General features: G+C 74.2%; 24 protein-coding genes. 7 read left to right on the top strand and 17 right to left on the bottom strand.

Annotation, left to right across the window (positions count from 1 at the left end):
- Positions 1–56: 56 nt before the first annotated feature.
- Genes ACIA6B_RS09025 through ACIA6B_RS08970 form a run of 12 tightly spaced genes read right to left on the bottom strand, consistent with a single transcriptional unit; the run spans position 57 to position 9,012 of the window.
- Positions 57–1,085: a LysM peptidoglycan-binding domain-containing protein gene (locus ACIA6B_RS09025; RefSeq protein ID WP_396772229.1), complete on the bottom strand. Its 1,029-nt coding sequence runs from the start codon at positions 1,083–1,085 to the stop codon at positions 57–59.
- Positions 1,086–1,100: 15 nt separating this feature from the next.
- Entirely contained in the window at positions 1,101–1,529 is a 429-nt protein-coding gene (locus tag ACIA6B_RS09020; RefSeq protein ID WP_396772228.1) for a hypothetical protein, read from the bottom strand.
- Positions 1,526–1,996 carry a TadE/TadG family type IV pilus assembly protein gene (locus tag ACIA6B_RS09015; RefSeq protein ID WP_396772227.1) on the bottom strand — a complete coding sequence of 157 codons (471 nt, stop codon included), beginning with the start codon at positions 1,994–1,996 and terminating at the stop codon, positions 1,526–1,528. The genes ACIA6B_RS09020 and ACIA6B_RS09015 overlap by 4 nt, the downstream gene beginning before the upstream one ends.
- Positions 1,993–2,481 (bottom strand): TadE/TadG family type IV pilus assembly protein, encoded by a 489-nt coding sequence (locus ACIA6B_RS09010; RefSeq protein WP_396772226.1) that lies wholly within the window; start codon positions 2,479–2,481, stop codon positions 1,993–1,995. The genes ACIA6B_RS09015 and ACIA6B_RS09010 overlap by 4 nt, the downstream gene beginning before the upstream one ends.
- The gene (locus ACIA6B_RS09005) at positions 2,481–2,690 is read right to left on the bottom strand and encodes a hypothetical protein (protein WP_396772225.1); all 210 of its coding nucleotides are present in this window, start codon (positions 2,688–2,690) and stop codon (positions 2,481–2,483) included. Before ACIA6B_RS09005 ends, ACIA6B_RS09010 begins: the two co-directional genes overlap by 1 nt.
- Before the next feature lie 26 nt (positions 2,691–2,716).
- A complete protein-coding gene (locus ACIA6B_RS09000; protein WP_396772224.1) occupies positions 2,717–3,580 on the bottom strand; it encodes a type II secretion system F family protein in 864 nt (287 codons plus the stop codon).
- Positions 3,580–4,536 carry a type II secretion system F family protein gene (locus ACIA6B_RS08995; protein WP_396772559.1) on the bottom strand — a complete coding sequence of 319 codons (957 nt, stop codon included), beginning with the start codon at positions 4,534–4,536 and terminating at the stop codon, positions 3,580–3,582. The genes ACIA6B_RS09000 and ACIA6B_RS08995 overlap by 1 nt, the downstream gene beginning before the upstream one ends.
- Complete coding sequence (locus ACIA6B_RS08990; protein ID WP_396772223.1) at positions 4,479–6,023, bottom strand: CpaF family protein; 1,545 nt, start codon at positions 6,021–6,023, stop codon at positions 4,479–4,481. Before ACIA6B_RS08990 ends, ACIA6B_RS08995 begins: the two co-directional genes overlap by 58 nt.
- Positions 6,013–6,846 carry a ParA family protein gene (locus ACIA6B_RS08985; RefSeq protein ID WP_396772222.1) on the bottom strand — a complete coding sequence of 278 codons (834 nt, stop codon included), beginning with the start codon at positions 6,844–6,846 and terminating at the stop codon, positions 6,013–6,015. The genes ACIA6B_RS08990 and ACIA6B_RS08985 overlap by 11 nt, the downstream gene beginning before the upstream one ends.
- Positions 6,846–7,511: an SAF domain-containing protein gene (locus ACIA6B_RS08980; RefSeq protein WP_396772221.1), complete on the bottom strand. Its 666-nt coding sequence runs from the start codon at positions 7,509–7,511 to the stop codon at positions 6,846–6,848. Before ACIA6B_RS08980 ends, ACIA6B_RS08985 begins: the two co-directional genes overlap by 1 nt.
- On the bottom strand, positions 7,508–8,452 hold the full coding sequence (locus tag ACIA6B_RS08975; RefSeq protein ID WP_396772220.1) for a hypothetical protein: 945 nt from the start codon (positions 8,450–8,452) through the stop codon (positions 7,508–7,510). The genes ACIA6B_RS08980 and ACIA6B_RS08975 overlap by 4 nt, the downstream gene beginning before the upstream one ends.
- On the bottom strand, positions 8,446–9,012 hold the full coding sequence (locus tag ACIA6B_RS08970; RefSeq protein ID WP_396772558.1) for a hypothetical protein: 567 nt from the start codon (positions 9,010–9,012) through the stop codon (positions 8,446–8,448). The genes ACIA6B_RS08975 and ACIA6B_RS08970 overlap by 7 nt, the downstream gene beginning before the upstream one ends.
- Positions 9,013–9,591: 579 nt before the next feature.
- Between ACIA6B_RS08970 and ACIA6B_RS08965 the strand changes: the two genes are divergently transcribed.
- Together ACIA6B_RS08965 and ACIA6B_RS08960 are read left to right on the top strand one after the other, a co-directional pair.
- A complete protein-coding gene (locus ACIA6B_RS08965) occupies positions 9,592–10,374 on the top strand; it encodes a prepilin peptidase (protein ID WP_396772219.1) in 783 nt (260 codons plus the stop codon).
- Positions 10,375–10,549: 175 nt separating this feature from the next.
- Complete coding sequence (locus ACIA6B_RS08960) at positions 10,550–12,850, top strand: glycoside hydrolase family 65 protein (RefSeq protein WP_396772557.1); 2,301 nt, start codon at positions 10,550–10,552, stop codon at positions 12,848–12,850.
- Positions 12,851–12,894: 44 nt separating this feature from the next.
- Here the strand turns inward: ACIA6B_RS08960 and ACIA6B_RS08955 are convergent, their stop codons facing one another.
- Positions 12,895–13,383, bottom strand: coding sequence for a hypothetical protein (locus ACIA6B_RS08955; protein ID WP_396772218.1), 489 nt, complete (start codon positions 13,381–13,383; stop codon positions 12,895–12,897).
- A gap of 60 nt (positions 13,384–13,443) precedes the next feature.
- On the opposite strand from ACIA6B_RS08955, the gene ACIA6B_RS08950 reads away from it, so the two are divergent.
- Positions 13,444–14,220 carry an SAM-dependent methyltransferase gene (locus tag ACIA6B_RS08950; RefSeq protein ID WP_396772217.1) on the top strand — a complete coding sequence of 259 codons (777 nt, stop codon included), beginning with the start codon at positions 13,444–13,446 and terminating at the stop codon, positions 14,218–14,220.
- Between the two features lie 20 nt (positions 14,221–14,240).
- Here ACIA6B_RS08950 and ACIA6B_RS08945 read toward each other — a convergent pair whose 3' ends face one another.
- The gene (locus ACIA6B_RS08945; RefSeq protein ID WP_396772216.1) at positions 14,241–14,564 is read right to left on the bottom strand and encodes a hypothetical protein; all 324 of its coding nucleotides are present in this window, start codon (positions 14,562–14,564) and stop codon (positions 14,241–14,243) included.
- Complete coding sequence (locus tag ACIA6B_RS08940) at positions 14,561–15,460, bottom strand: RNA polymerase sigma-70 factor (protein WP_396772215.1); 900 nt, start codon at positions 15,458–15,460, stop codon at positions 14,561–14,563. The genes ACIA6B_RS08945 and ACIA6B_RS08940 overlap by 4 nt, the downstream gene beginning before the upstream one ends.
- A 167-nt stretch (positions 15,461–15,627) precedes the next feature.
- On the opposite strand from ACIA6B_RS08940, the gene ACIA6B_RS08935 reads away from it, so the two are divergent.
- A complete protein-coding gene (locus ACIA6B_RS08935; RefSeq protein WP_396772214.1) occupies positions 15,628–16,113 on the top strand; it encodes a carboxymuconolactone decarboxylase family protein in 486 nt (161 codons plus the stop codon).
- 47 nt (positions 16,114–16,160) lie between these two features.
- On the opposite strand, the gene ACIA6B_RS08930 is transcribed toward ACIA6B_RS08935, so the two are convergent.
- Both ACIA6B_RS08930 and ACIA6B_RS08925 read right to left on the bottom strand, forming a co-directional pair.
- Positions 16,161–16,418, bottom strand: a complete 258-nt coding sequence (locus tag ACIA6B_RS08930) for a Txe/YoeB family addiction module toxin (protein WP_396772213.1) — start codon at positions 16,416–16,418, stop codon at positions 16,161–16,163.
- Complete coding sequence (locus ACIA6B_RS08925) at positions 16,415–16,690, bottom strand: type II toxin-antitoxin system Phd/YefM family antitoxin (protein WP_396772212.1); 276 nt, start codon at positions 16,688–16,690, stop codon at positions 16,415–16,417. The genes ACIA6B_RS08930 and ACIA6B_RS08925 overlap by 4 nt, the downstream gene beginning before the upstream one ends.
- 290 nt (positions 16,691–16,980) lie before the next feature.
- On the opposite strand from ACIA6B_RS08925, the gene ACIA6B_RS08920 reads away from it, so the two are divergent.
- The 3 genes from ACIA6B_RS08920 to ACIA6B_RS08910 are packed head-to-tail and all read left to right on the top strand — an operon-like array spanning position 16,981 to position 21,783.
- Entirely contained in the window at positions 16,981–17,895 is a 915-nt protein-coding gene (locus tag ACIA6B_RS08920) for an endonuclease domain-containing protein (RefSeq protein WP_396772211.1), read from the top strand.
- Positions 17,882–18,535, top strand: a complete 654-nt coding sequence (locus ACIA6B_RS08915) for a hypothetical protein (protein ID WP_396772210.1) — start codon at positions 17,882–17,884, stop codon at positions 18,533–18,535. Before ACIA6B_RS08920 ends, ACIA6B_RS08915 begins: the two co-directional genes overlap by 14 nt.
- Positions 18,535–21,783 (top strand): helicase HerA domain-containing protein, encoded by a 3,249-nt coding sequence (locus tag ACIA6B_RS08910; protein ID WP_396772209.1) that lies wholly within the window; start codon positions 18,535–18,537, stop codon positions 21,781–21,783. Before ACIA6B_RS08915 ends, ACIA6B_RS08910 begins: the two co-directional genes overlap by 1 nt.
- Positions 21,784–21,788: the final 5 nt, after the last annotated feature.

Below are 21,788 nucleotides of genomic sequence, written 5' to 3'. Positions count from 1 at the left end.
CGGGTTTCGGTCGCGCTGCGCTGCACGGGTTTCGGTCGCGCCGCCGCGCATCGGCTTCAGTCGCGGCGGTGCCGTCCGTTGCCCAGTGCGCGGGCCGCTACCGGCCGGCGGCGCAGCCCGAGGACGGCGCCGATCTGGGCGCCCACGATGCTCGCCACCGCCAGCACCGCCGAGATGGCCAACGGGCGGTTGATGCCCTCCTCGGCCGTGGCCCGGGAGGCACCCGCCGCCATGGCCGGCGGCTGTCCCTCCGGTGCCTCCACCGTGGGCGTGGTGTCCCGCGCCGGCGTGTGCGGCGCGGGCTTCGGCTTCGGTTTCGGCGCCATCGCGGACGTACCGCCTCCGTCGGGCTTCGCCGGGGCGGGCTTCGCCGGCGTCACCACCAGCCGGCCGGCGGCGTGTCGGCGGGCCCCCTCGTCCACCGCGCCGCCGGGCAGTTCGAGAAGCTGGCCGGGGCGGATCCGGTCCGGGTCGGCGAGCCGGTTCAGCCGGGCCAGCTCCCGGTAGCGGTCGAAGTCGTCCAGGTAACGATCGGCCACCTCGCCCAGGTAGTCGCCCTTCGCAACCCGGTACACCGCCGGGCCGGTGGCGTCCGGTGCGGCAGGCGTCGGCGTCGCGACCTGAGGTGCGGTGTACGCCGTGGTGACGGCCGGCGCGGCGACCACCGGTTGCGGCGCGGCCAGCGTCGCGGCGCTGGCCGCGGCCGGGCTCGCCGCCAGGATCAACGCCACGGAGCCGACCAGCGCGGCGGCGGCCCGCTGCTGGCGGTGCATGCCGGGCAGCTTCGGCGCGGGTCGGCGCAACGCCGACGCGAGCAGTTCCACCACGACCGAGAACGCGAACGTGGCCCAGCCGAACCAGCCCACCACGGCCAGCGCCCGCAGGAAGAGTTGCCCGTCGTCGCGGCTGGTCAACGCCGTACCCACCTCGGCCAGGGTGGGCAGGTGATCGGGCAGCGGGTTGCCGGCGAAGGCCAGCAGGGCGACCGGTCCGCCGGCCAGCAGTCCCACGAGCACGACGAGAGCGCCGAGCCCGGTGAGAACCTGGCCGGCGCGGTGGACGGCGGAGCGTCGGGGTGCACCCATGGCGGCCTTCCCTTCCTACGGTCCGGTGAGCGCCCGAGCGGTGGCCTCACCGGTGACGGTGGCGGTCTTCTGCGCGCCGAAGAGCCCGATCAGGTCCCGGCGGTAGGTGATCCGGACGCGTACCCGGATCTGGGTCTCGAAGCCGACCACGGGGAAGTCGACCTCGTGGCCACCGACCCCACCCGCGGCGTTGAGGTAGTCGGCGACGGCCGCACGGGCGGCGACCTGGTCGATCCGCGTCGGACCGCCCTCGATGGCGCTCGCCCGGTCGATCATCTGACCGCCGCTGCGGGCTGCCTCGGCGGCCAGGTTGTCGGCGCGTTGCAGCGTTCGGAGCTGCCCGGCGCCGTCGTAGGCGAGGCTGACGACGGCCAGCACGCCGGTCATCGCCACGGCCAGGAACAGGCTCACCCGGCCACTCTCCGCCCCGCGCCGGCCGGTCATCCGCGGCTCCGGTAGGTGTCCAGCGGCGAGGTGAAGCGCGCCGCGACCGTCTTGCCGCCCGGCACCCCGGGCAGGCCGGGCGCGCGCAGGTCGTCGAAGGAGACGGTGCAGGTGACCGTCACCGTGACGGTCGCCCGCACGCCGGCCGCGCTCCGGTACGCGGCGGCGAAGGTGGTCTCCTGCCCGCCCACCGACCCGCTCAGGTCCAGCCTCGGCGGGGCGGTGCAGCGCAGGCCGGACCAGTTGAGCTGGTCACGGGCCGCCTGCTCGGCGGCCTTCTCGCCGGCGCGGGCGTCGCGCGCCAGGGAGGCAGCCCGGGCGGCGTCGTGCGCGGCGGACTCCACCGCCTCGTCGGCGACGGCGGTACGGCCGGCGACCCCGGCGAGCACCATCAGCCCGATGAAGGCGGGGGCGAGCACCGCCACCTCGATCGAGACGGAACCGCGGTCCCGTGGCGCCGGCCTCATCCCGTGGTCCAGCGTTCGACGGGACCGTGCGCGGTCTGCGTGACCTCGAAGTCGACGCCCGGGACGACCGACAGCGAGCGCCCGCGCACCGTGCAGGTGACGTCGGCCGCGGTCTCCACGCAGGTCGGGCCGTTCTTGTCCCAGCCGACCAGCCAGTCGCCGGAGCGGCGCAGGAAGGTGATCGCCTGCGCCCGGCCGGCGTCCGGTCCGGCGTCGAACGTGCGTTGCGCGTTCACAGCGGTCTGCGCCGCGTTGAGCGCGGTGGACCGGGCGACGAACCAGACGCCGACCTGGATCGAGCCGAAGAGCAGCACCAGGATGGCCGGCATCATCACGGCCAGCTCGACCGGGTTGGCGCCCCGCTCGCGCCCGCCCGCGTTGAGGCGGGCGCGCAGCGTGGCGGCGATCCGCCCCGGACCGCGCGGACCGGCGAGGCGGCCGGCGTCCGCCGGCCGACGCCGGACCGGACGGGCGGGGCGAGTCATCACGGGGCCTTCGGCGCCGTGTTGTTCGGGATGGCGTTCATCCAGTCGTTCGCCTTGGCCAGGGCGAGCCCGGTGACCGCGATGGCCACCGCGACCAGACCGAAGATGATCACGGCGGTCGGAACCGGACTGTCGCCGCGCTCGTTGTCCCGGCGCAGTTCGGCGAGACGGGTGCTCACCGTCGCGTACAGGTAGGCGTAGAGGTGCATGGTCTTCTCCTTCTCGGGGGTGGGGTTCACAGGCGGGCGAGGAACGGATAGACGGCGAAGCCGAGCAGGACGAAGACCAGCAGCGATCCGGGAATGTCCAACTTGCTGGTCACCCCCTCGGCGCGGGTCAGGTTGTCGGTACGGATCTGGTCGCGCAGCGAGTCGGCACGGGACCGCAACGTCTCGTGCACCTGGGCGCCCTCACTGCCGGAGGAGCGCATGATGGCGCCCACGTCACCCAGTTCCGGAATGCCGATCCGGTCCGCCAGCTCCTGCAACTCGTCCCACGGCGAGTGCATCTGGAGCTGGGCGAGCCGCAACGCCTCCCGGATCCGGTCGAACACCCAGCCGTCGCAGACCGCCGCCGCGCGTTCCAGCGACTGCACCGGGCCGTGCGCGGCGGAGAGTTGCAACGCCACCAGGTCGAGGTAGGTGCAGACCGCTTGGCGGAACTCGTCCCGGGCGGCGTCCGCCCTGGTCAGCACCGAGCGGTGCGCGACCAGGCCGGCGAGCAGCGCCATCCCGAGGCTGGCCAGCACCGGCACGGCCACCGGCAGGGACACCCCGCCCAGGAAGAGCACGGCCGAGAGAACCGCCGGGGTGACGAACCCGATCAGCGCGGAGAGCAGCACCGACAGCGCGTACTGCTCGGGGGTCTGGTCGAGCAGGGCGAGCTGCCGGGTCGGCGGGCGCAGCCAGCGGGCGAAGCCGCCGAGCCAGTCCGGCCCCGCCCCGGCCGTCGGGGCCTGACCGGGCGGCTGATGCAGCCGGCGCAGCGCCGGGCCGAGCGCCGGGGTGGCCGGTAGCGCCTCGCGGACCACGAGGAAGAGACCGAGGCCGATCGCCGATCCGCCCAGCACCGCCACCGCGAGCTGCCAGTTGAGGACCACTACGCGATCGCCTCCTCCGGGTCGGGCGCCGGCAGGAAACGCGCCGGGCGGGGCGGCTGGCTCATCGACCGGACCCAGATCAGCAGGCCGATGAAGGCCGCGCCGAGCACCGCCATCACGAGCTGGCCGGTGAACGTGCCGTAGGGGCGGATGTAGTCGCTGTTCACCAGCCCGTACGCCAGCGTGGCGAGCGTCATGCCGGTGAGGAAGCGGACCGCGAACCGGGGCTGGGTCCGCTTCGCCTCGACCTCGCGCCGGGTGGCCACCTCGGCGGACGCGGCGCCGGCGATCGAGCGGAGCACGTCGCCGAGGCGCTCGCCCCGGTCGGTGAGGTGCAGGATCAGCGCGGCCACCACCTGGTCGGCGACCGGGTCGGCGATCTCGTCGGCGAACGCCAGCAGCGCGGACTTGGCCAGCCAGCCGGCCTGGAGGCGGGCGGCCAGTGTGCGTACCTCCTCCTGGATCTCCTCCGGCGCGGTGGTGATGGTGCCGACGATGGCCTGCTGGAGCCCCTGCCCGGTGGCCGAGATGTCCTTGAGTCGCCGGGTCCACTCGCCGACCGCCTCGACCCGGGCGATGGCCCGTTGCTCGGCCCGGCCGACCGCGAACAGCCACGGCACCCCGGGCACCGCGAGCGCCACCAGCAGGCCCACCACCGGCAGCCCGGTGAGCAGGAACGCCACCGCGCCGGCGGCCACCGCGCCGCCCAGCAGGAGCTGGTGGCGTCGCTTGTCGGCGCGACCGGCCCCGGCGCCGGTCCAGAGCCGGCTCAGGCCCGGACCGGCGCTGCCCGGCGTCGACCCCGGTGGCCGGCGGGTGCCGACCAGCGCGACCACGGCCAGCACCAGCCCGGCCACGCAGGCCGCGCCGGAGACCAACGCGATCAGCTCGATCTGCGTCACGCCGGGCCCCCGTTCGGCCGCCGACCCAGGCGGGTGTGCCGGGGCCGCCGCCAGGCGCCGACGCCGGCCTCCACGAACCGGGTGAGCAGGCGCGAGTCGTAGCCGACGCGCATCAACTGGTCGCGGATCCGCTCCGGCAGGTGGCGGGGGACCGCCCGGCCGTCGGGCCCGGGACCGAAGACCGTGGTGGTGGTGATCCGGTTGCCCTCGCCGACGCCGATGACCTCCTCGACGTGCGAGACGAAGCGGTGCTTGCGGCCACCGATCGCGGTCTCGTCCTCGACCGTGACGTAGACGATCAGGTCGAGCGCGTTGCCGGCCATCCGGCGGGCCTGGTCGACTGTCATCTCCCGGCCGTGGGAGAGCGCCAGCTCGATGATCCGTTCGCTCACCCCGGCCGGGGTACGGGCGTGGATGGTGCACATCGACCCGCGACTGGTGGTCATCGCCTGGAGCATCGGCACGATCTCCCGGGACCGCACCTCGCCGACGATGATCCGCAGCACGCCCATCCGCAGCGACACCGGGATCAGGTCGGCGATGCTCACCTCACCGGCCGGTCGCCCGTCCGCGCCGCGTTCGCCGTGCCCCTCCCGGGACTCGAAGCTCATCACCGCCCGGTGCTTGTGCCCGCGCCGGGCCGGTAGCAGCTCGCGGCTCTCCTCCAGCAGCACGTACGGCTCGTCGACCGGGATCTCGTCCATCAACGCCCGGATGACAGTGGTCTTCCCGGCCCCGGCCAGCCCGGCGACCATGATGTTCAGCCCGGCCCGCATGGACGCGCGCAGGAAGTCGCGCAGCAGCGGGTCGATCATCTCGTCCAGGTCGGGCCGGCCGCCGGTAATGTCCTCCAGGCTCACGTCCAGCGTGTTGTGTTTGCGGATCACCGCGTACGGACGGTGGCTGACCAGGAAGACCGCGGCGAGCCGGCTGCCGTCGGGCAGTTGCAGGTCGAGCGTGGGCTTGGAGGTGGAGAGCGACCGCTCGGTGGCGCCGGCCCGGCGGGCCGCCGCCTGGAGGATCTCCACCAGTTCGTCGTCCGTCTCGGCGATCGGCTCGGCCCAGTCGACGCCGCCGCCGTGCCGGGTGATGCGCACCTGGTCGCAGCCGAGGATGTGCACCTCCTCGATGGTGTCGTCGACGAGCAGCGTCTGGAGCCGGCCCAGCCCGACCAGTTCGGCGGTCACCTGGTCGAGCAGCAGCCGTTCCGCGTCGGCGGGCATCGGCGTGCCGGCCCGGCGCACCGAGTCGGCGTACGCGGAGACCACCGCGACGGCCAGTCGGGCCCGCTCGACCTCCTCGGCGTCGGCGTCGAACTCCCGGCCCCGCTGCCAGTGGGTGAGTCGTTCGCTCAGTTCCCGGCGCAGCTCGCGGACGACCGCGAAGTCGACCCGGGGGCGGGGCGGCGGGGCGGGCGGTGCGGCGGGGAGCGCCGGGCCGGCCACGTGGTGCCGTCCGTTCGGTGGCGCCAGCGGCGGGACCGTGGAGACGACGCCGGGTTGCTGCCCGCGCGGGTCGTGCGAGACCGGCTCAAACCGCACCGGGCACCCCCGGCGCGATCGGCGCGTTGACCGCTGCCGCGGCGGTCACGCCGGGCCAGGACAGCCGGGCCCGACGCCGGTCGAGCAGCGCCCGGACCGGCACCTCCAACGCGCTGGCCGCGCGCATGAGCGGCCGGTTGGCGCGTACGGTGCCGCCGCGGCCGAGCACCTCGGCGGTACGCGGGTCGTGCGGCAGGCGGGCGATCACCGGCAGCCGCAGCGCCTTGCTGATCTCGCTGGTGCCGTGCCCGTCGCCGACCACCAGCAGGCGCAGGTTGCCCGGGGGGACGCGGTGCTCGGTGAGGTCGCGTTCGATCGCCCGGACCGTGGCCCGGGTGGCGGAGAGGTCGGGCAGGTGCGCGCGGGTGACCAGCAGCACCACCGCGGCGGCCCGCAGCAGCGGCCAGGGTGGACCGGCGACCGCCAGCCGGCCGCAGTCGACAAGCACGTCGTAGGGGGGCACGCCGCGTTCCAGCCCGGTGAAGTAGTCGGCGAAGCGCTGCCAGAGCGGGACCACGCTGCCGGCCTGGGCCGGGTCGACCACGCCGGGCAGCAGCAGCCGTTCGCGGCGGGGCGCGTCCAGGTCGACGAGCTGGGACCAGAACGTGCTCTCCAGGCTGCCGTCGCGCAGTTCGCCCACGGCCAGCTCGCCGATGCCGCGCGGGCCGTCGAGCGCGCCGCCCAGGTAGCCGGCGAGGATGGAGCCACCCGACGGGTCGCACTCGGCCAGCACGAGCCGGCGGTGCCAGCTCAGCGCGGCGGCCAGCGTGGTGGTGGTGACGCCGGGCGAACCCTTCGCCGACACCAGGGCGATGATCGCCATCAGGCCGCCTCGGTGAGCACGAGCGCGATCCGGTCGTCCGCGGCCAGCACCACCACCGCCGGCACGTCCCGGACGGCCAGCGCCAGGTAGACCACCACGTCGCCGTTCTCCGGCGTGGCGGTGTCGATCACGGTGGCGGCGAACCGGGTGCCGCCGCCCCGGGCCGAGTCGGAGCCGCTGGTGCCGGCGGTCGGCGTGCTGACCAGCAGCACCTTGTCGCCGGGGTGCAGTTCGCGGGCGGGCACCTGGTCGGCCGCCAGTCCCAGCGCGATCTGCTGCTGGCCGGGGCCGAGCAGCGGGGCGTCGGTGAGTTGGGCCGGGGTGAGCAGCGTGCCGGGGGTGAGCCGCACGGCGGCGCGCAGGCCGAGCAGTTCCTTCATCCGGTCGGCCGGCACCGGCCGCAGCTCGCGCCCGCCGGAGACGCGCACCGGCACCAGGTCCTCGGCGGTGAGCTGTTGGCCCACCTCGACGGGGCGGGCCACCGCCAGGTAGCTGCCGGTGGACCGGACCGAGGTGACCGCGAACGCCGCGCCCAGCCCACCGAGCGCGATCAGCAGGACGGCAAGGCCGAGCAGGCCGGGCCGGATGCGCCGCTGCCGGACCACCTTGGGCGGCGCCACCGGCGCCTCCACCGGGGTCCCGTTCCGGGCCGCCACAACACTCATCGGGTCACCACCTGAAGTTCGTTGATCTGCACCGGGACGACACCGCTGACCCGGCTCTGGTCGATCACGCCGCTCTCCCCGCCGCCGGACCACGTGACGGTCCAGAACGTGGTGGCGTAGACCTCGTACGTGTCGGCCTTCGGGTAGCCGTTGGGCAGGCCGCAGTCGGGCGACTTGGCCCCGGCGTGCGGCCCGCTGGCGTTGTAGGGCGTGCCCGGCCCGTCGCAGGTGACGTCGAGGTCGTCGGCCATGTGCCAGACGATCCGGTCGACCTTCGCGGTGATCCTGACGGTCAGTCCTCTTTCCGAGGCCGAGGCAATGAGCGGTCCGAAGTAGGAGTTGCCGGGGCTGGCCCACATCCAGACCGGCAGGCCGACCAGCCCGGGCCCCTTGCTGCGCCGGGGCGCGACCGCCGCGCGGGGCGGCAGCAGCGAGATCGAGGCCAGCGCGCGACGGGCCAGCTCCTCCGGGTCGGGCGGGGTGCCGAAGCCACCCGGCGGCGCGTCGAGCAGCACGTTTCCCTGTTGGCCGGTGGCGCCGCCGACGCAACTGGCGGTGTACCACTGCTGGCCGTCGGGCGCGGGGAGTTGGGGCTCGGCCAGCTTGTAGTAGCAGCCGTCGCTGTTGTTGAACCAGCCCATCACGTCGTCGTAGCACTTGACGACCTGGCCGTTCCACTGGCACTTCGCGGTGCCGCCGCCGCTGCCGCTGCCACCGCCGTCGTTGCCGCCGCCGCCCGGCCCGCCGCCGCCACCCGGGACGCCCGGGTCGTCGTCCCAGACGTCGCAGTTGTTCTGGTCGGGTGGGCAGGACCCGCCCGGGTCAGCGGCGCGGGCGGGGGAGCCGGCCAGTGTCAGCACCGCCACCAGGCCGGCGACGAACCACCGGCGGGGCGTCCCGACCCGGTCGGCCGGGACGCTCCCTCCTCCCCAGGTCAGCACGGCTGGTCCCGGTGCGCGGCGCCGGCGTTGACCAGCCAGCGGCCGTCGGGATAGCGGGCCGCGGTCGCGGTGGCCAGGTACCGGCCGTCGTCGGTGCCGGGCACGGGCTTGCGGTTCTTGACGTAGACCAGCCGGTAGCCGGTCGCGTCCAGGCAGTCCTGGATCTCGACGGTGGGCGTTTCGGCGGCCAGGTCGACCGAGACCACCGTGGGGGTGGAAACCAGTTTTCCGGTACGCATCGCGCCGTGCTCCTTCGCGTCACGAATTGCCAACCGAACCTGGGTCAGCAGCGGGTCGGCCAGAAATCGGCCGAGGGCGGGATGGCTGGGATCGCTGCGGGCGCTCGCCGCCCGGGACGCGGCGAGATAGCCGGAATAGGCGGTGAGTGCCGCTTTTTCGGCCGCTTTCTCCTCGGCGGTGGAATGCGCGGCGGGTGCCGCGGCGCGGCCGGTCAGTGGGCCGGTGGTCGCCTCGGGCCCGGTGCCGCAGCCGGCGGCGCCGACCGCCAGTACGAGGCTGAGCAGGCCGCCTTCCCATCGGCGGGATTGCCATGTGCGCAACGCCGAGCCCTCCTCGGTGCCGGCCCGGTGCGGTCGCGCGGAGCGCTCCGGGCATGCGGAAGCACGCCCGGATCTGTCGGACCGGACCTCGACCGCCACCGTGTGCATTTACCTGTGCTGATCTTCGTCAAATGTGGAAGTGCTGTCTCCGGTCCGCCTCCGACGCCATTGAGCGGGGGTTGCGTCGTACCCAAGGGGCGAGCATAGGCTGACGTCCGCCGATGCAACAGAGGCAATTCACGTGAACACGTTGAGTGAAGACGGGTGGTGGCGGCCGGTGGCGTTCCGGACGGTGACGAGCGGGTCCTCCCCGGCCTCCCCGACGGTCGGTGTGCGCTCACCCGCACCCCTCCACCCGCCCGCGCCGTCCGGCCGCCGCGCCATCGGTATGGGTGGGGTGCACCCTGCTCGTCCGATCCGTCCCACCGGCCGGCCACGCCCGGCACCCGTCGCCGGCACCGGCCGCTCCGGGACCCCGCCGGACGCCGTTTTCCGCGCCATCCGCCACACGCCGATCATGGTGACGTCACTCTGCGTGCTCCGCAGTGGAACCACCGGCGACCGGACGGGGGAGCCGGTATGACCACCGAACGGGTCCGCCACCCCGACCCGCCGGCCGTCACCCGCCGCCCGCTCGTCCGGCTGTTGGCCACCCTCGCGATCGGGCCGCCGGTCCGGCTGGCGGTGGCCCGCTACGCCGTACCGCCGGACCGCCCGGACCGGACGGCGTGCGACGCCTGCGGCACGCCGATCGGGCTGGACCGGTCGTGGCCGGCGCTCGGTCCGGCGGCCCGCTGCCCCGGCTGCCGGGCGCGGATCGGCGCGCCACCGGCCGTGGCGGAGGTGGCGCTCGCGGTCGCCGTCGCGGTGCTGGCGTTGGCCGGTGGGCTGCCCGGCGCGCGTCTGGCGCTGGCCTGGTGGCTCGCCTGGGCGGTGCCGATGGCGCTGGTGGACGCCGCGGCGCACCGGCTGCCCGACCGGCTGACCTGGCCGGCCGCCGGCGGCACCGCGGTGCTGCTCGGGGTGACCGCGCTGGCCGGACCGGGCCCGGCGCCCTGGGTACGGGCCGTCGCGGCCGGGCTGGCGCTCGGCGCCGGTTTCGCGGCCACCACCGTGCTGTTCGGCCGGCGTGGTTTCGGCCTCGGCGACGCCAAGCTGGCCCTCGGCGCGGGCGCGCTGCTCGGCTGGTACGGCTGGCCGGTGCTGGTGGCCGGGCTGGTGCTCTCGGTCACCCTCTCCGGCGTGGGCGGGCTGGCGTTGCTCGCCGTCCGCCGCGTCCGCTGGCGCAGCCACCTGCCGTTCGGGCCGTTCCTCATCCTCGGCACCGCCGCCACGCTGCTGCTCACCACCCGCGGCGTGTGATCGGCCACGCTCCGGTACGCGCGTCCGCGCCGCGGGTACGGGAACCCCAGCCACCTCTCAGCCGGGTCTGGTTCGGTGGCCGTCCAGGCACCGGGACTCGGGAGGGCACGTGGCGCACGGCGACGAGGACCGGCGAATCGACGAGGGCTGGCGAATCCGGCGCACCACCGCCGACATGGACCGGCTCGACGAGACCGAGTCGGTCTTCGCGCTCGCCAACGGCTGGGTGGGCTGGCGGGCCACGCTCGACGAGGGCGAGCCGTACGGCATGCCGGGCAGCTACCTCAACGGCTTCCACGAGCAGCACGAGCTGACCTACCCCGAGGACGGTTACGCGTTCCCGGAGCGCAGCGACACCGTGATCAGCGCACCCAACGCGGCGCTGGTCCGGCTCTGGGTCGACGGCGAACGGCTCGACCTGAGCACCGGCACCGTCCGCCGCCACCACCGTGAGCTGGACCTGCGCGCCGGGGTGCTCCGCCGGGAGACCGAGTGGATCTCACCGGGCGGCCGGGGCGTACGGATCCGCAGCACCCGACTGGTCTCGTTGCCGCGCCGGCCGGTCGCCGCCGTCGACTGGGCGGTCGAGCCGCTGGACGGGCCGGTCCGGGTGCGGGTCTGCGCCGACCTGCTCGCCAACGAGCGGGTGCCGGAACGCTCCGGCGACCCCCGGGCGGCCTCGGTGATCCAGGACCCGCTCACCGCCGAGACCGGCCGGCACGACGGGCTGGACGGCGTGCTGGTGCACCGCACCGGGCGCAGCGGCCAGCGCGTCGCCGTCGCGGTCGCGCACCGGGTCGAAAAGCCCGACGCGACGGCTACCGCCACCGAGCTGACCGACGACCGGTTCCGGCTGGCGCTCGACGGGACACTGCGACCCGGCGAGCGGATCCGGGTCACCAAGTTCGCCGCGTACGAGTGCGCGCCCGTCGACGGCACCCCGGCCGACGACCTCGCCGACCTGGTCGTGGCGGAGGCGGAGGCGGCCCGCGCGGACGGCTTCGACGCGCTGCTCGACGCGCAGCGCGCCGCCCTGGACGCGGCCTGGGCCACCGCCGACGTCGAGCTGGACGGCGACCCGGAACTCGAACAGGCGGTGCGGTTCGGCGTGTTCCACCTGCTCCAGGCCGGCCGCGCCGACGCCGACCACACCATCCCGGCGAAGGGGCTGACCGGCAACGGTTACGACGGCCACGTGCTCTGGGACACCGAGGGCTACGTGCTGCCGGTGCTGACCTACCTGGCGCCGGAGCTGGCCCGCTCGGCGCTGCGCTGGCGGCACGCCCACCTGCCCGAGGCGCGGGAGCGGGCGGCCGAGCTGCGGCTGACCGGGGCGACGTTCCCCTGGCGGACGCTCAGCGGCCGGGAGTGCTCCGGTTACTGGCCGGCCGGCAGCGCCGGTCTGCACGTCAACGCGGACATCGCGGACGCGGTGCTGCGCTACGTCGCGGCCACCGGCGACACCGCGTTCCTCGCCGGGTGCGGCGCCGAGCTGCTGATCGAGACCGCCCGGCTCTGGCACGGCTACGGCCACTTCGACGACGCCGGCGTCTTCCACCTGACCGGCGTCACCGGCCCGGACGAGTACTCGGCGCTCGTCGACGACAACGTCTTCACCAACCTGATGGCCCGGCGCAACCTGCGGGGTGCCGCCGACGCCGCGCAGTCCTGCCCGGAGGTCGCCGCCCGGCTCGGCGTCGAACCCGCCGAGGTGGCCGGCTGGCGGGCCGCCGCCGACGCGGTCCACGTCCCGTACGACCGCAAGCGCGGCGTGCACGCGCAGTCGGCCGGCTTCACCGACCGGCCGGAGTGGGACTTCGCCGGCACCGACGCGGACGACTACCCGCTGCTGCTGCACTTCCCCTACCTGGAGCTGTACCGCAAGCAGGTGGTCAAGCAGGCCGACCTGGTGCTGGCCATGCTGCGCAGCCCGAGCGACTTCACCGCCGACGAGAAGGCGCGCAACGTCGCCTACTACGAGGCCCGCACCGTCCGGGACTCGTCGCTGTCCGCGTCCGCGCAGGCGATCCTCGCCGCCGAGGTCGGGCACTTGGACCTGGCGTACGACCTGTTCGCCGAGACGGCGCTCCAGGACCTGGCCGACCTGGGCGACAAGACCGCCGACGGGCTGCACCTGGCGTCCCTGGCCGGCGCGTGGCTGGTGGTGGCGCAGGGCTTCGGCGGCCTGCGCGACGACCGCGGCGTGCTCTCGTTCGAGCCGAGGCTGCCCCGCCGGATCACCCGGCTCGCGTTCCACCTGCGCTGGCACGGGCACCGCCTGCGGGTCACGCTCACCCCGGACGAGGCCCGCTACGAGCTGCCCGACGCCACCGGGGACGACACCGTCGAGCTGTGGCACCACGGCGAGCAGCTCCGCGTGACCGGCGACAGCCCGGTGGCCCGCCCGATGCCCCCGCTGCCCACCCCCGGCCCCGAGCCAGCCTCCCCACCCGGCCGCCGTCCCGCCCGCAGGTAAGGCGGGGCCCCTGTTGACGCCTTCGGTATCGGAAGGGGCCCCGCCTAACACCCCGTGCCCCGGTCACCCGGCGGCTGGGCCGGTACGCCGGACATCCGCTCGACGATCTTCTCCAGCGCCTCGAACGCGTACGCCCAGTTGTGGCACTTGAAGCTGCGCAACCCGGTGATCGGGGTACGGCAGTCGGCACAGTGGACACCGGGCACCGCGTCCGGCACCTCGGTGTTGACGTACTTCCGCTCACCGAGCACCACCCGGGCGATCATCGCGGTGTCGTGCACCCGGTGCAGCGCGGACGAGACAATGTCGTACCAGGTCACCCGGCGTCCGCACGTCGGACAGTCCGGCTCGTCGCCGCTGACCCACAGCGGCGCGCCGATGCTGTGCGCCGGGATGTTCAGCAGCCGCTCCATCCGGCGTACGTCCGACTCGGGAGTGGTCCACCGGTGCCGCCCCGGTAGCGAGGCGGGCGAGTCGTAGACGGCGCGGAACAGCACCGGGTCGACCTCCACGGTCTGTCGCCGATCGGTCATCGGTACCTCCTGGGAACAACGGGTCAGCGGTTCGTCGCCCAGGGTGCTACACATCAGGGCGTGACGGCTGCTGAAACGCGACCCAACGTGGCCCGGATGTACGACTACTACCTGGGCGGATGCCACAATTTCGCGGCCGACCGGGCCGCCGCCGAGGAGATCCTGAAGATCTTTCCGGACACCGGAGTGGCGGCCCAGACAAACCGCGCCTTCCTGCGCCGGGCCGTGCGGTGGGCGGCCGAGCGGGGCGTACGCCAGTTCCTCGACGTCGGCGCCGGGCTGCCCACCCAGGGCAACGTGCACGAGGTGGTCCGCGCGGTGAACCCGGACGCCCGAGTGGTCTACGTGGACACCGACGAGGTGGCCGTCGCGTACGCCAGGCGGTTGTTGCCCACCGACGGCGGTCGCACCGTGGTGGTCCGCGGTGACCTGCGGCGGCCCGACGAGCTGCTGGCCGACCCGACGCTGCGCGCGACGCTCGACCTCAGTGAGCCGGTGGCGCTGCTGCTGGTCGCGGTGCTGCACTTCGTGCCCGACGCGGACGACCCGTGGACGGCCGTGGCCCGGCTGCGCGACGCCACCGCACCCGGCAGCCTGCTCGCGTTGTCGCACCTGACGCTGGACGGCGCGCCGCCGCTGCCCGCGCGGGCCGGCACCGAGGTCTACCGGCGCAGCAGCGCGCCGCTGGTGCCCCGCACCCACGCCGACGTGTCCCGCTTCCTCGACGGGTACGACCTGGTCGAGCCCGGTCTGGTCCGGCTGGCCGACTGGCGGCCGGACGGCGAGCCGCAGGCCGCGGTGTCACACGGTTACGGCGGGGTGGGCGTGCGTCGCTGACCTCCCGACGGCCTCCACCGTCAGCCGAGGCCGCGGTGGGCGGCCCAGAGCGTGGCCGCGCGGCCGGCCGCCGCCGCCACCAGCGCGGCCAGCTCCGGCCGGCCCGGCACCCGGAACGACACGTACGCGCCGCGCCCACCCGCCGTGGGCCGGCCGTAGGCCTTCGCGGCGAGCCGGCCGTCCGGCAGCAGCCGGATGTTGAGCGTGGTCAGCGTGAACTCCTCGCCGCGCCGGGTGTCGGTCCAGCGCAACGCCTCCGGAACGGCCACGTTGATGGCGAGGGCGGTGACGTCGGGCGGGGCGTCACTGCTCATCCCGGCTCGGGCGGGGGCGTCACTGCTCATCCGGGCATCGTCGCACGGCGGCTCAGCGTCGTCTCCCGGCTCATCCGGGACAGCTTCTCCGGGTTGCGCACCGCGTAGAGCCCGGTGATCAGGCCGTCGTCGAGGCGTACCGCCACGACCGTGTCCAGCTCGCCGTCGAGCCGCACGAGCAGCGCCGGGTACCCGTTGACCTGCGCCGGCGCCATCGACGCCGCCTCGGCGACCCGACGCCAGCCGCCGGCCAGCAGGCGGGCCACCTTGTCGGCCCCGGCGACCGGGCGCGGAATCGCCTGCCGGATCCCGCCGCCGTCGCCGACGAGCACGACGTCCTCGGCGAGCACCGCGAGCAACGACCGGAGGTCGCCGGTCTCGACGGCCCGCCGGAACGCGTCGAGCGCGTCGCGGGTCTCGGCCGCGGAGACGGTACGGCGGGGCCGGCGCGCCGCCACATGGGCGCGCGCCCGGTGCGCGATCTGCCGCACCGTGGCCGGCGTCCGGTCGACCGTCTCGGCGATCTCGTCGTACCCGACGTCGAACACCTCACGCAGCACGAACACGGCCCGCTCGGTCGGCGCGAGCGTCTCCAGCACCAGCAGCATCGCCATCGAGACGCTGTCGGCCAGCGCCACGTCGTCGGCCACGTCGGGCGTGGTCAGCAGCGGCTCGGGCAGCCACGACCCGACGTACGACTCCTTGCGCCGGCCGAGCGCGCGCAGCCGGGACAGCGCCTGGCGGGTGGTGATCCGGACCAGGTAGGCGCGCCGGTCCCGGATCTCGTCGAGGTCGACGCCGGCCCATCGCAGCCAGGTCTCCTGGAGCACGTCCTCGGCGTCGGCGGCCGAGCCGAGCATCTCGTACGCGACCGTGAAGAGCAGGTTCCGGTGGGCGAGGAACTCCTCGGTGGCCGGGTCCGCCATGGCTGGCTCCTCCGCTGCTCGACTGCGTTCCCCACCAGACGCCGGCCGCCGGCCCGCTGTGACACCGCGCGGCTGTGGCGGTCGTCACCCGGCCACGGTGTCACGCCGGCCCCGCCGCCGGCATCTCGTGTCCGACCGAACGCCACGCCACCGGAGAGGGCGACACCATGGAGACCCGATTCAACCTGTTCGACAACCCGATCTCCGCCAACTTCTTCAAGCGGTTCGCCAACGCGGGCCTGGTGATCCAGCAGTCGCCGCTGCCGCACTCCACCCAGGAGCTGGTGTCGCTGCGGGCCAGCCAGATCAACGGCTGCGGCTGGTGCATCGACATGCACACCAAGGAGGCCACCGCCGCCGGGGAGACCGCGGTCCGGCTGCACCTGGTCGCCGCCTGGCGCGAGTCGACTGTCTTCACCGAGGCGGAACGCGCCGCGCTGGCGTTCGCCGAGGAGGGTACCCGGCTCGCCGACGCCCACCAGGGGGTGTCCGACGAGACCTGGGCGCGGGTGCGTGAGCACTACGACGACGACCAGGTCGCGGCGCTGGTCTGCCTGGTCGGGTTGATCAACGCGGCGAACCGGGTCGCGGTGATCGTGCACCAGCGGGGCGGCTCGTACGAGGCCGGCATGTTCGCCGCCGCGCTGCGCTGACCGACGGGGGAGCGGCCCGGCCCGCAATCGTTGCCGGGCCGGGGCCGCTAGCGATCGCCGTAGTGGTACCGGCAGGCGACGATCTCGATGTCGTTCTTGGAGATCCGATACACGAGCCGGTGCTCGCGATCGATGCGACGGGACCAGAAGCCGGACAGCTCCCCCCGGAGGGGTTCGGGCTTTCCGATGCCCTCGTAACCGTTGCGCATGACGTCCGCGACCAGCTCGTTGATGCGCTTGACGAGCTTGCGGTCGGTGTGGCTGATGTACTGATGCCAGGCGGTGGGCGTGAAGACCAGCCTCACGCGACATCCCGGACGTCGGCCGGGTCGATCAGCTCTCGTTCCTCGCCGTCATCCTGCTCCAACTCGTTGATCGACCGGCGCAGAGCGGCGGCGTTGCTCGGACTGCGGAGCAGGTACTCGGTCTCCTTCATCGCCTCGTACTCGGCGAGCGGCACGATGACCACCGGCTCGTGGCCCGAGCGGGTGACCACGACCTCTTCCGCGTCGTCGATGACGCTGTCCAGCTCAGCGGCCAGGTTCTGGCGTAGCTGAGTGAAGTTCACCGTGCGCATGACGATCACCTCCGGAGATGTACAGAAAACTGTACCTATTCGCGCGAGGGTGCGCCAGCGCTTCCCAAAGCCCCACTCACGAGGCGGCAACGCGGGATGGACGCGGCCAGAACTGATCGCTGATCACCGACAGCGGTCTGGTGCTGCCGGCAAGTGATTCATAGTCTGTTTCGGGATGTCCCGGTCGAGGGTGGGGGGAGGGGCTGACGCTGCTGTCGACCCGAGGCCTCGCCGACGTCCCCACCGATCGCGTCGTCGCCCTGCCCGACGCGGAGACCGACGCGCTGGCCATGCTGATCGCCCGCGACCACCCGGACCTGGCCGCCGTGGTGCACCGCCCGGCCACTCGACCCGTCATGCCGGCGGACGTCGTGCACGCCGCGCTGGACCGGCTCGAACAGGTCGCCGTGGAGCTGCTGCCGGCCTGGCTGCCCGAGATCGCCGACGGGGTCCGCCCGGACACGGCCGGGCTGGCGGCGGTCCGGGCCGCGGCCACCGCGCGGGCCCGCCGCGAGCGGTATCCCGGCACGTTCCTGCCCGACCTGGCCCGCTACGCGGTGACCGGCCGACGGGTCACCACCACCACGCCGCTTCCGGTGCGTACCCGGGCGGCGGCGCTGACCCGCCTCGTCGCTGGCGCGTTCGGGCGGCGGCGGGTGGTGCTGCTCGTCGAACCGGCGGCCGGCGACGGCGCGGTGGTCGCGGCCGGGGCGGCCTGGCTCGGGCAGCACGGCGGCCCGACCGTCTGGCTGGTGGGGATCGGCGGGGACGGGCTGCCGGAGTTCCGCGTCGCGTCGCCGCCCGCCCTGCCCGCCTGGACCGAGGCGGTGGCGGGCAAGCCCCATCCGGGCAGCGAGGTCGAGAAACGGCTGGAGGCGGCACTCGCGGCCGAGAGCTGGGCGGCCGGACGACGGTGGAACCAGAGCTTTCAGTCGCACGGCTTGGCCACGCCGGTGCGACTCGATCTACTGTGGCCGGACGAACGGTGCGTGGTGGAGATCGACGGGCCGGAGCACTGCCGTCCGGTCCACTACGAGGCTGACCGGCAGCGCGACGTCCAGCTCCAGCTGGACGGCTACACGGTCCTGCGCTTCACGAACGCCCGGGTGATCCACGACGTCGGCGCCGTGGTCCAGCAGATCGGCACGTATCTGCGGACCCGTCGCCGGGACATGGCGGAAGGACGGCAGCATGGCCGGCGATGAGCTGACCGCATCCGAGAGCGCGATCCTCGTCGTGCTCATGGCCGAGGCGCGGGAGGTGTTGAACACCGAACTCCGCGACCGTTACCAGCTTGACGTACGCAAGCCGCAGCGGGACAAGCTCACCCGCCTGCAGTACGTCGCCAGCCGCCGGAGCGGGCCGACGTACGCCCTCCAGCTCGACGACAAGGGCTGGGTACGCATGCAGACCGACCTCAACTTCACGCTGCGTGGCGCATCCGCGCTCGGTGCCGCGTTGGCCGCCCTCCAGACCAACCTGCGTGAACGCGTCCTGGCGCGCAGCGGCTGCGCCACGCTGGCCGAGCTGTTCGCCCTGACCGACGTGCGCGCTCCGGCTCCCGCTCCGGCGGCCGGGCCGACCGGGTCGATGGAGGCGCGCGTGGTCAGCGCCTACCGGGCGCTCGCCGACGAGCCGGGGGCCTGGGTGAGCCTGCGCCGGCTGCGCCCGTTCTTCGCCGACGTGTCGCGGGAGCACCTGGACGAGGCGCTGCGCGGGCTCAGCCGGAGCGACGGCGTGAGCATCGCACCGGAGTCGAACCAGAAGACGCTCGCCGAGGCGGACCACGCGGCGGCGCTGCGACTCGGCGGGCAGGAGAACCACCTGCTGGCGATCGGCGTGTGATGGACGAGGCGGAACGGGCCGCGCTGGCAGCGCTGCGGTTCGACTGGGCGCCGGTGCCCGACGACGTGTGGCGGCCGTTGCCCTTCCACGTCGACGGCCTGCACCTCCCGGTCGTCCGGGACGTCCTCGCCGGCGTGGACGAGGCCGCGTCGAATCCGCACGGCAGCCCGCTCGGGCTGGTCGTCCAGGGGCAGCGGGGGGCCGGCAAGACCCACCTGCTGGGCGTGATCCGGGAGCGGGTGCAGCAGCGGGGCGGCTACTTCTTCCTGGTCGGCCTGCTCGACGCCGAGAGCTTCTGGGACGGGGTGCTCGCCGCGATGCTGGACGGCCTGGCCCGGCCGGTGCCCGGCAGCCCGGAAACGCAGCTCAAGCTGCTGCTGCGGCGGCTGTCGGCGCTGGTGGGCGCGCCCCGGACGGCCCGCCGGGCGGTGATGGGCGACACCGAACTCACCCGCGCCGCACTCGACGCGTTCCTGGAGGGGCTCGGCGACTTCGACCGGCACGCGGCCCGGACCTGCCAGGAGACGGCGCGGGCGCTCGCGCTGAGCGCCTCCGAGAACATCGCCCACCGGGACGTCGCGGAGAACTACTTCCTCTCCGGCGAGGAGATGACGCCCGGCGAACGCGCGGCCTGGGGGATGCGTCGGGTGCCGCGCCCGGCCCAGCAGATCGTGCAGGACCTGTCCTGGCTGCTGGCGCTCACCGGCCCGTCCGTGGTGGCGATCGACCAGATCGACACGCTGATCGCCCAGTTGGCGATCCAGAGCGACCCGGCGGTGGTGGGCGCCGCGATGAGCCCGGAGCAGGCGCTGACGCTGGCCCGGATGGCGGACGGCCTGATGTCGCTGCGCCAGACGACGCGGCGCACGCTGACCGTGCTCGCCTGCATCCCGAACTCGTGGACCATCATCCGGTCCACCGCCGCCGACACGGTGGCCGACCGGTTCCGGGAGACGCCGATGCTGCGCCGCATCGACGACGCCGACCTGGGCCGGGCGATCGTCGAGAAGCGGTTCGCGCTGCGCTACCAGGGGGTCGGGTTCTCCCCGCCGTACCCCTCCTGGCCGGTGTCCCCGGGCGCCTTCGCCGGGGCCGGATCGTTCACCCCGCGCCAGTTGCTGATCGAGATCGACGGGCACATCCGGGCCTGCCTCGCCGACGACGAGGTCCGGGAGATGACCGGCCTGGGCGAGCCGTCCGCCGCGCCGTCCCGGGCGCCCCGGCCCGCTCCGCCGACGGCCACCACCGAGGAGACCGACCGCTACGACGCCCGCTTCGCGGAGTTGCGAGCAGCCGCCGATCTCGTCGCGCCGCGCGATCGTGCGTCGGAGGACGTGACGATGCCGGCACTGCTGACCGCCGGGCTCACCGCCTGGATCCTGGAACGCGGTGACGCCGGGGCGGCGTTCAGCGTCGATCCGCCGCCGAGCACGGACCCGCCGCTGCACGCCCGGCTGCGCCTGACGCTGAACGAGCACACCGAGGACCAGGTGCACTGGTGTTTCCGGGCGGTCAGCGACAACCACCACGGCAACGCGGCGCTGGCCCGGCTCCGCAAGGCGTGCGTGGCGTCGGCCCTCGACACCGGGCTGACGAAACGCAAACTGTTCCTGCTGCGCAACCGCGACTGGTCGGCAAGCGCGGCCACCCGGCGGACGCTCGACGCGTTCCACACGGCGGGCGGCCGGACGATCGGCCTGGACGACGAGGACCTGCGGACCCTCTCGGCGCTCCGGGTGATGCTCGCCGAGACCACCATGGACCTGCGCGGCTGGCTGGCCGACCGGCGTCCGGCCCGGAGCCTGACGTTCCTGCGGCACGCGCTGGCGGACGCCGAGGGGTGGACGGCGGCCGACGGGCCGCCACCGGCGCCCGCATCGACCCGGCCCACGCCCGCATCGACCCGGCCCACGCCCGCATCGACCCGGCCCACGCCCGCATCGACCCGGCCCACGCCCGCATCGACCCGGCCTGCGACCCGGCCCACGCCGCCCTCGGCCGCGAGCGGTCCGGCGTTTGTCGTGGGCCACGGGTACGACGACGACGCGCCGGTCCCGCTGGCCCTGGAAGCGCTCCGGAAACACGCCACGATCTTCGCCGGCTCCGGATCGGGCAAGACCGTGCTCATCCGCCGCATCGTCGAGGAGTGTGCCCTCGAGGGTGTCTCCGCCATCGTGCTCGACCCCAACAACGACCTCGCCCGGCTCGGGGAGGCGTGGCCCGACCCGCCTCCGCAGTGGCGGCCGGGTGACGCGGACCGGGCGGCGGACTACCTGGCCCACACCGACGTGGTGGTCTGGACACCGCGCCGCAGCTCGGGCCGCCCGTTGAGCTTCCAGCCGCTGCCCGACTTCACCAGCGTGCGCGACGACCCGGACGAGTTCGGCGAAGCCGTCGAGGCGGCCGTCGCGGCGCTCGCGCCACGCGCCATGGTCACCGGACGGGCCACCCGGGCGCACCTGGGGCTGGCGGTGCTGCGCAAGGCCGTCGAGCACTACGGCCGGCGCGGCGGCTCCCGGTTGAAGGGCCTCGTCGACACGCTCGCCGACCTGCCGGACGGGATCATCGACCTGGAGGACGCCGACAAGATCGGTCTCGGTCTCGCCCAGACGCTCACCGCCGCCATGGTGAACGACCCGCTCTTCGGGGGCGAGGGCACGCCGATGGACCCCGGCGTGCTGCTCACCCCGGCCGCCGGCAAGCGGGCCCGGGTCTCGGTCGTCAGCCTGGTGGGGCTGCCGTCCGACGACGTCCGCCAGAGTTTCGTCAACCAGCTCCAGATGGCGTTGTTCGCCTGGATCAAGAAGCACCCGGCCGGTGACCGGCCGCTGCTGGGGCTGCTCGTGATGGACGAGGCGCAGACGTTCGCCCCGTCCGGGGCGATGACCGCCTGCACCCAGAGCACGCTGGCGCTGGCCGCCCAGGCCCGCAAGTACGGGCTCGGGTTGATCTTCGCCACGCAGGCGCCGAAGGGGCTGCACAACCGCATCCCCGGCAACGCGGCGACCCAGGTGTACGGCCTGATGAACAGCCCCATCCAGATCGAGGCGGCGCGCGAGATGGCCCGCGCCAAGGGCGGGGACGTGCCGGACATCTCGCGGCTGACGGTGGGCGAGTTCTACCTCGCCGCCGAGGGCGCCGCGCCGCGGAAGATCCGGACGCCGCTGTCGTTGAGCCACCACCCGCGCAGCCCGCTCACCGTCGAAGAGGTGCTGGACCGGGCGCGCGGGACCGGCCGTGGTGGTTGACCGGT

The organism is Micromonospora sp. NPDC051141, from assembly GCF_044455765.1.
Taxonomy (GTDB): domain Bacteria; phylum Actinomycetota; class Actinomycetes; order Mycobacteriales; family Micromonosporaceae; genus Micromonospora.
The sequence above is the reverse complement of the archived record's forward strand: the minus strand, read 5'-3'. Positions and strand labels throughout refer to the sequence as shown.

Coding starts and splice junctions, on each gene's coding strand:
- ACIA6B_RS08910 (WP_396772209.1), top strand. CDS start 18,535: ATGGACGAGGCGGAACGGGCCGCGCTGGCAGCGCTGCGGTTCGACTGG.
- ACIA6B_RS08980 (WP_396772221.1), bottom strand. CDS start 7,511: ATGAGTGTTGTGGCGGCCCGGAACGGGACCCCGGTGGAGGCGCCGGTG.
- ACIA6B_RS08945 (WP_396772216.1), bottom strand. CDS start 14,564: ATGAGCAGTGACGCCCCCGCCCGAGCCGGGATGAGCAGTGACGCCCCG.
- ACIA6B_RS08985 (WP_396772222.1), bottom strand. CDS start 6,846: ATGGCGATCATCGCCCTGGTGTCGGCGAAGGGTTCGCCCGGCGTCACC.
- ACIA6B_RS08935 (WP_396772214.1), top strand. CDS start 15,628: ATGGAGACCCGATTCAACCTGTTCGACAACCCGATCTCCGCCAACTTC.
- ACIA6B_RS08965 (WP_396772219.1), top strand. CDS start 9,592: ATGACCACCGAACGGGTCCGCCACCCCGACCCGCCGGCCGTCACCCGC.
- ACIA6B_RS09015 (WP_396772227.1), bottom strand. CDS start 1,996: ATGAGGCCGGCGCCACGGGACCGCGGTTCCGTCTCGATCGAGGTGGCG.
- ACIA6B_RS09020 (WP_396772228.1), bottom strand. CDS start 1,529: ATGACCGGCCGGCGCGGGGCGGAGAGTGGCCGGGTGAGCCTGTTCCTG.
- ACIA6B_RS09005 (WP_396772225.1), bottom strand. CDS start 2,690: ATGCACCTCTACGCCTACCTGTACGCGACGGTGAGCACCCGTCTCGCC.
- ACIA6B_RS08925 (WP_396772212.1), bottom strand. CDS start 16,690: ATGCGCACGGTGAACTTCACTCAGCTACGCCAGAACCTGGCCGCTGAG.
- ACIA6B_RS09010 (WP_396772226.1), bottom strand. CDS start 2,481: ATGACTCGCCCCGCCCGTCCGGTCCGGCGTCGGCCGGCGGACGCCGGC.
- ACIA6B_RS08920 (WP_396772211.1), top strand. CDS start 16,981: ATGCTGATCGCCCGCGACCACCCGGACCTGGCCGCCGTGGTGCACCGC.
- ACIA6B_RS08915 (WP_396772210.1), top strand. CDS start 17,882: ATGGCCGGCGATGAGCTGACCGCATCCGAGAGCGCGATCCTCGTCGTG.
- ACIA6B_RS08960 (WP_396772557.1), top strand. CDS start 10,550: ATGGACCGGCTCGACGAGACCGAGTCGGTCTTCGCGCTCGCCAACGGC.
- ACIA6B_RS08940 (WP_396772215.1), bottom strand. CDS start 15,460: ATGGCGGACCCGGCCACCGAGGAGTTCCTCGCCCACCGGAACCTGCTC.
- ACIA6B_RS08955 (WP_396772218.1), bottom strand. CDS start 13,383: ATGACCGATCGGCGACAGACCGTGGAGGTCGACCCGGTGCTGTTCCGC.
- ACIA6B_RS09025 (WP_396772229.1), bottom strand. CDS start 1,085: ATGGGTGCACCCCGACGCTCCGCCGTCCACCGCGCCGGCCAGGTTCTC.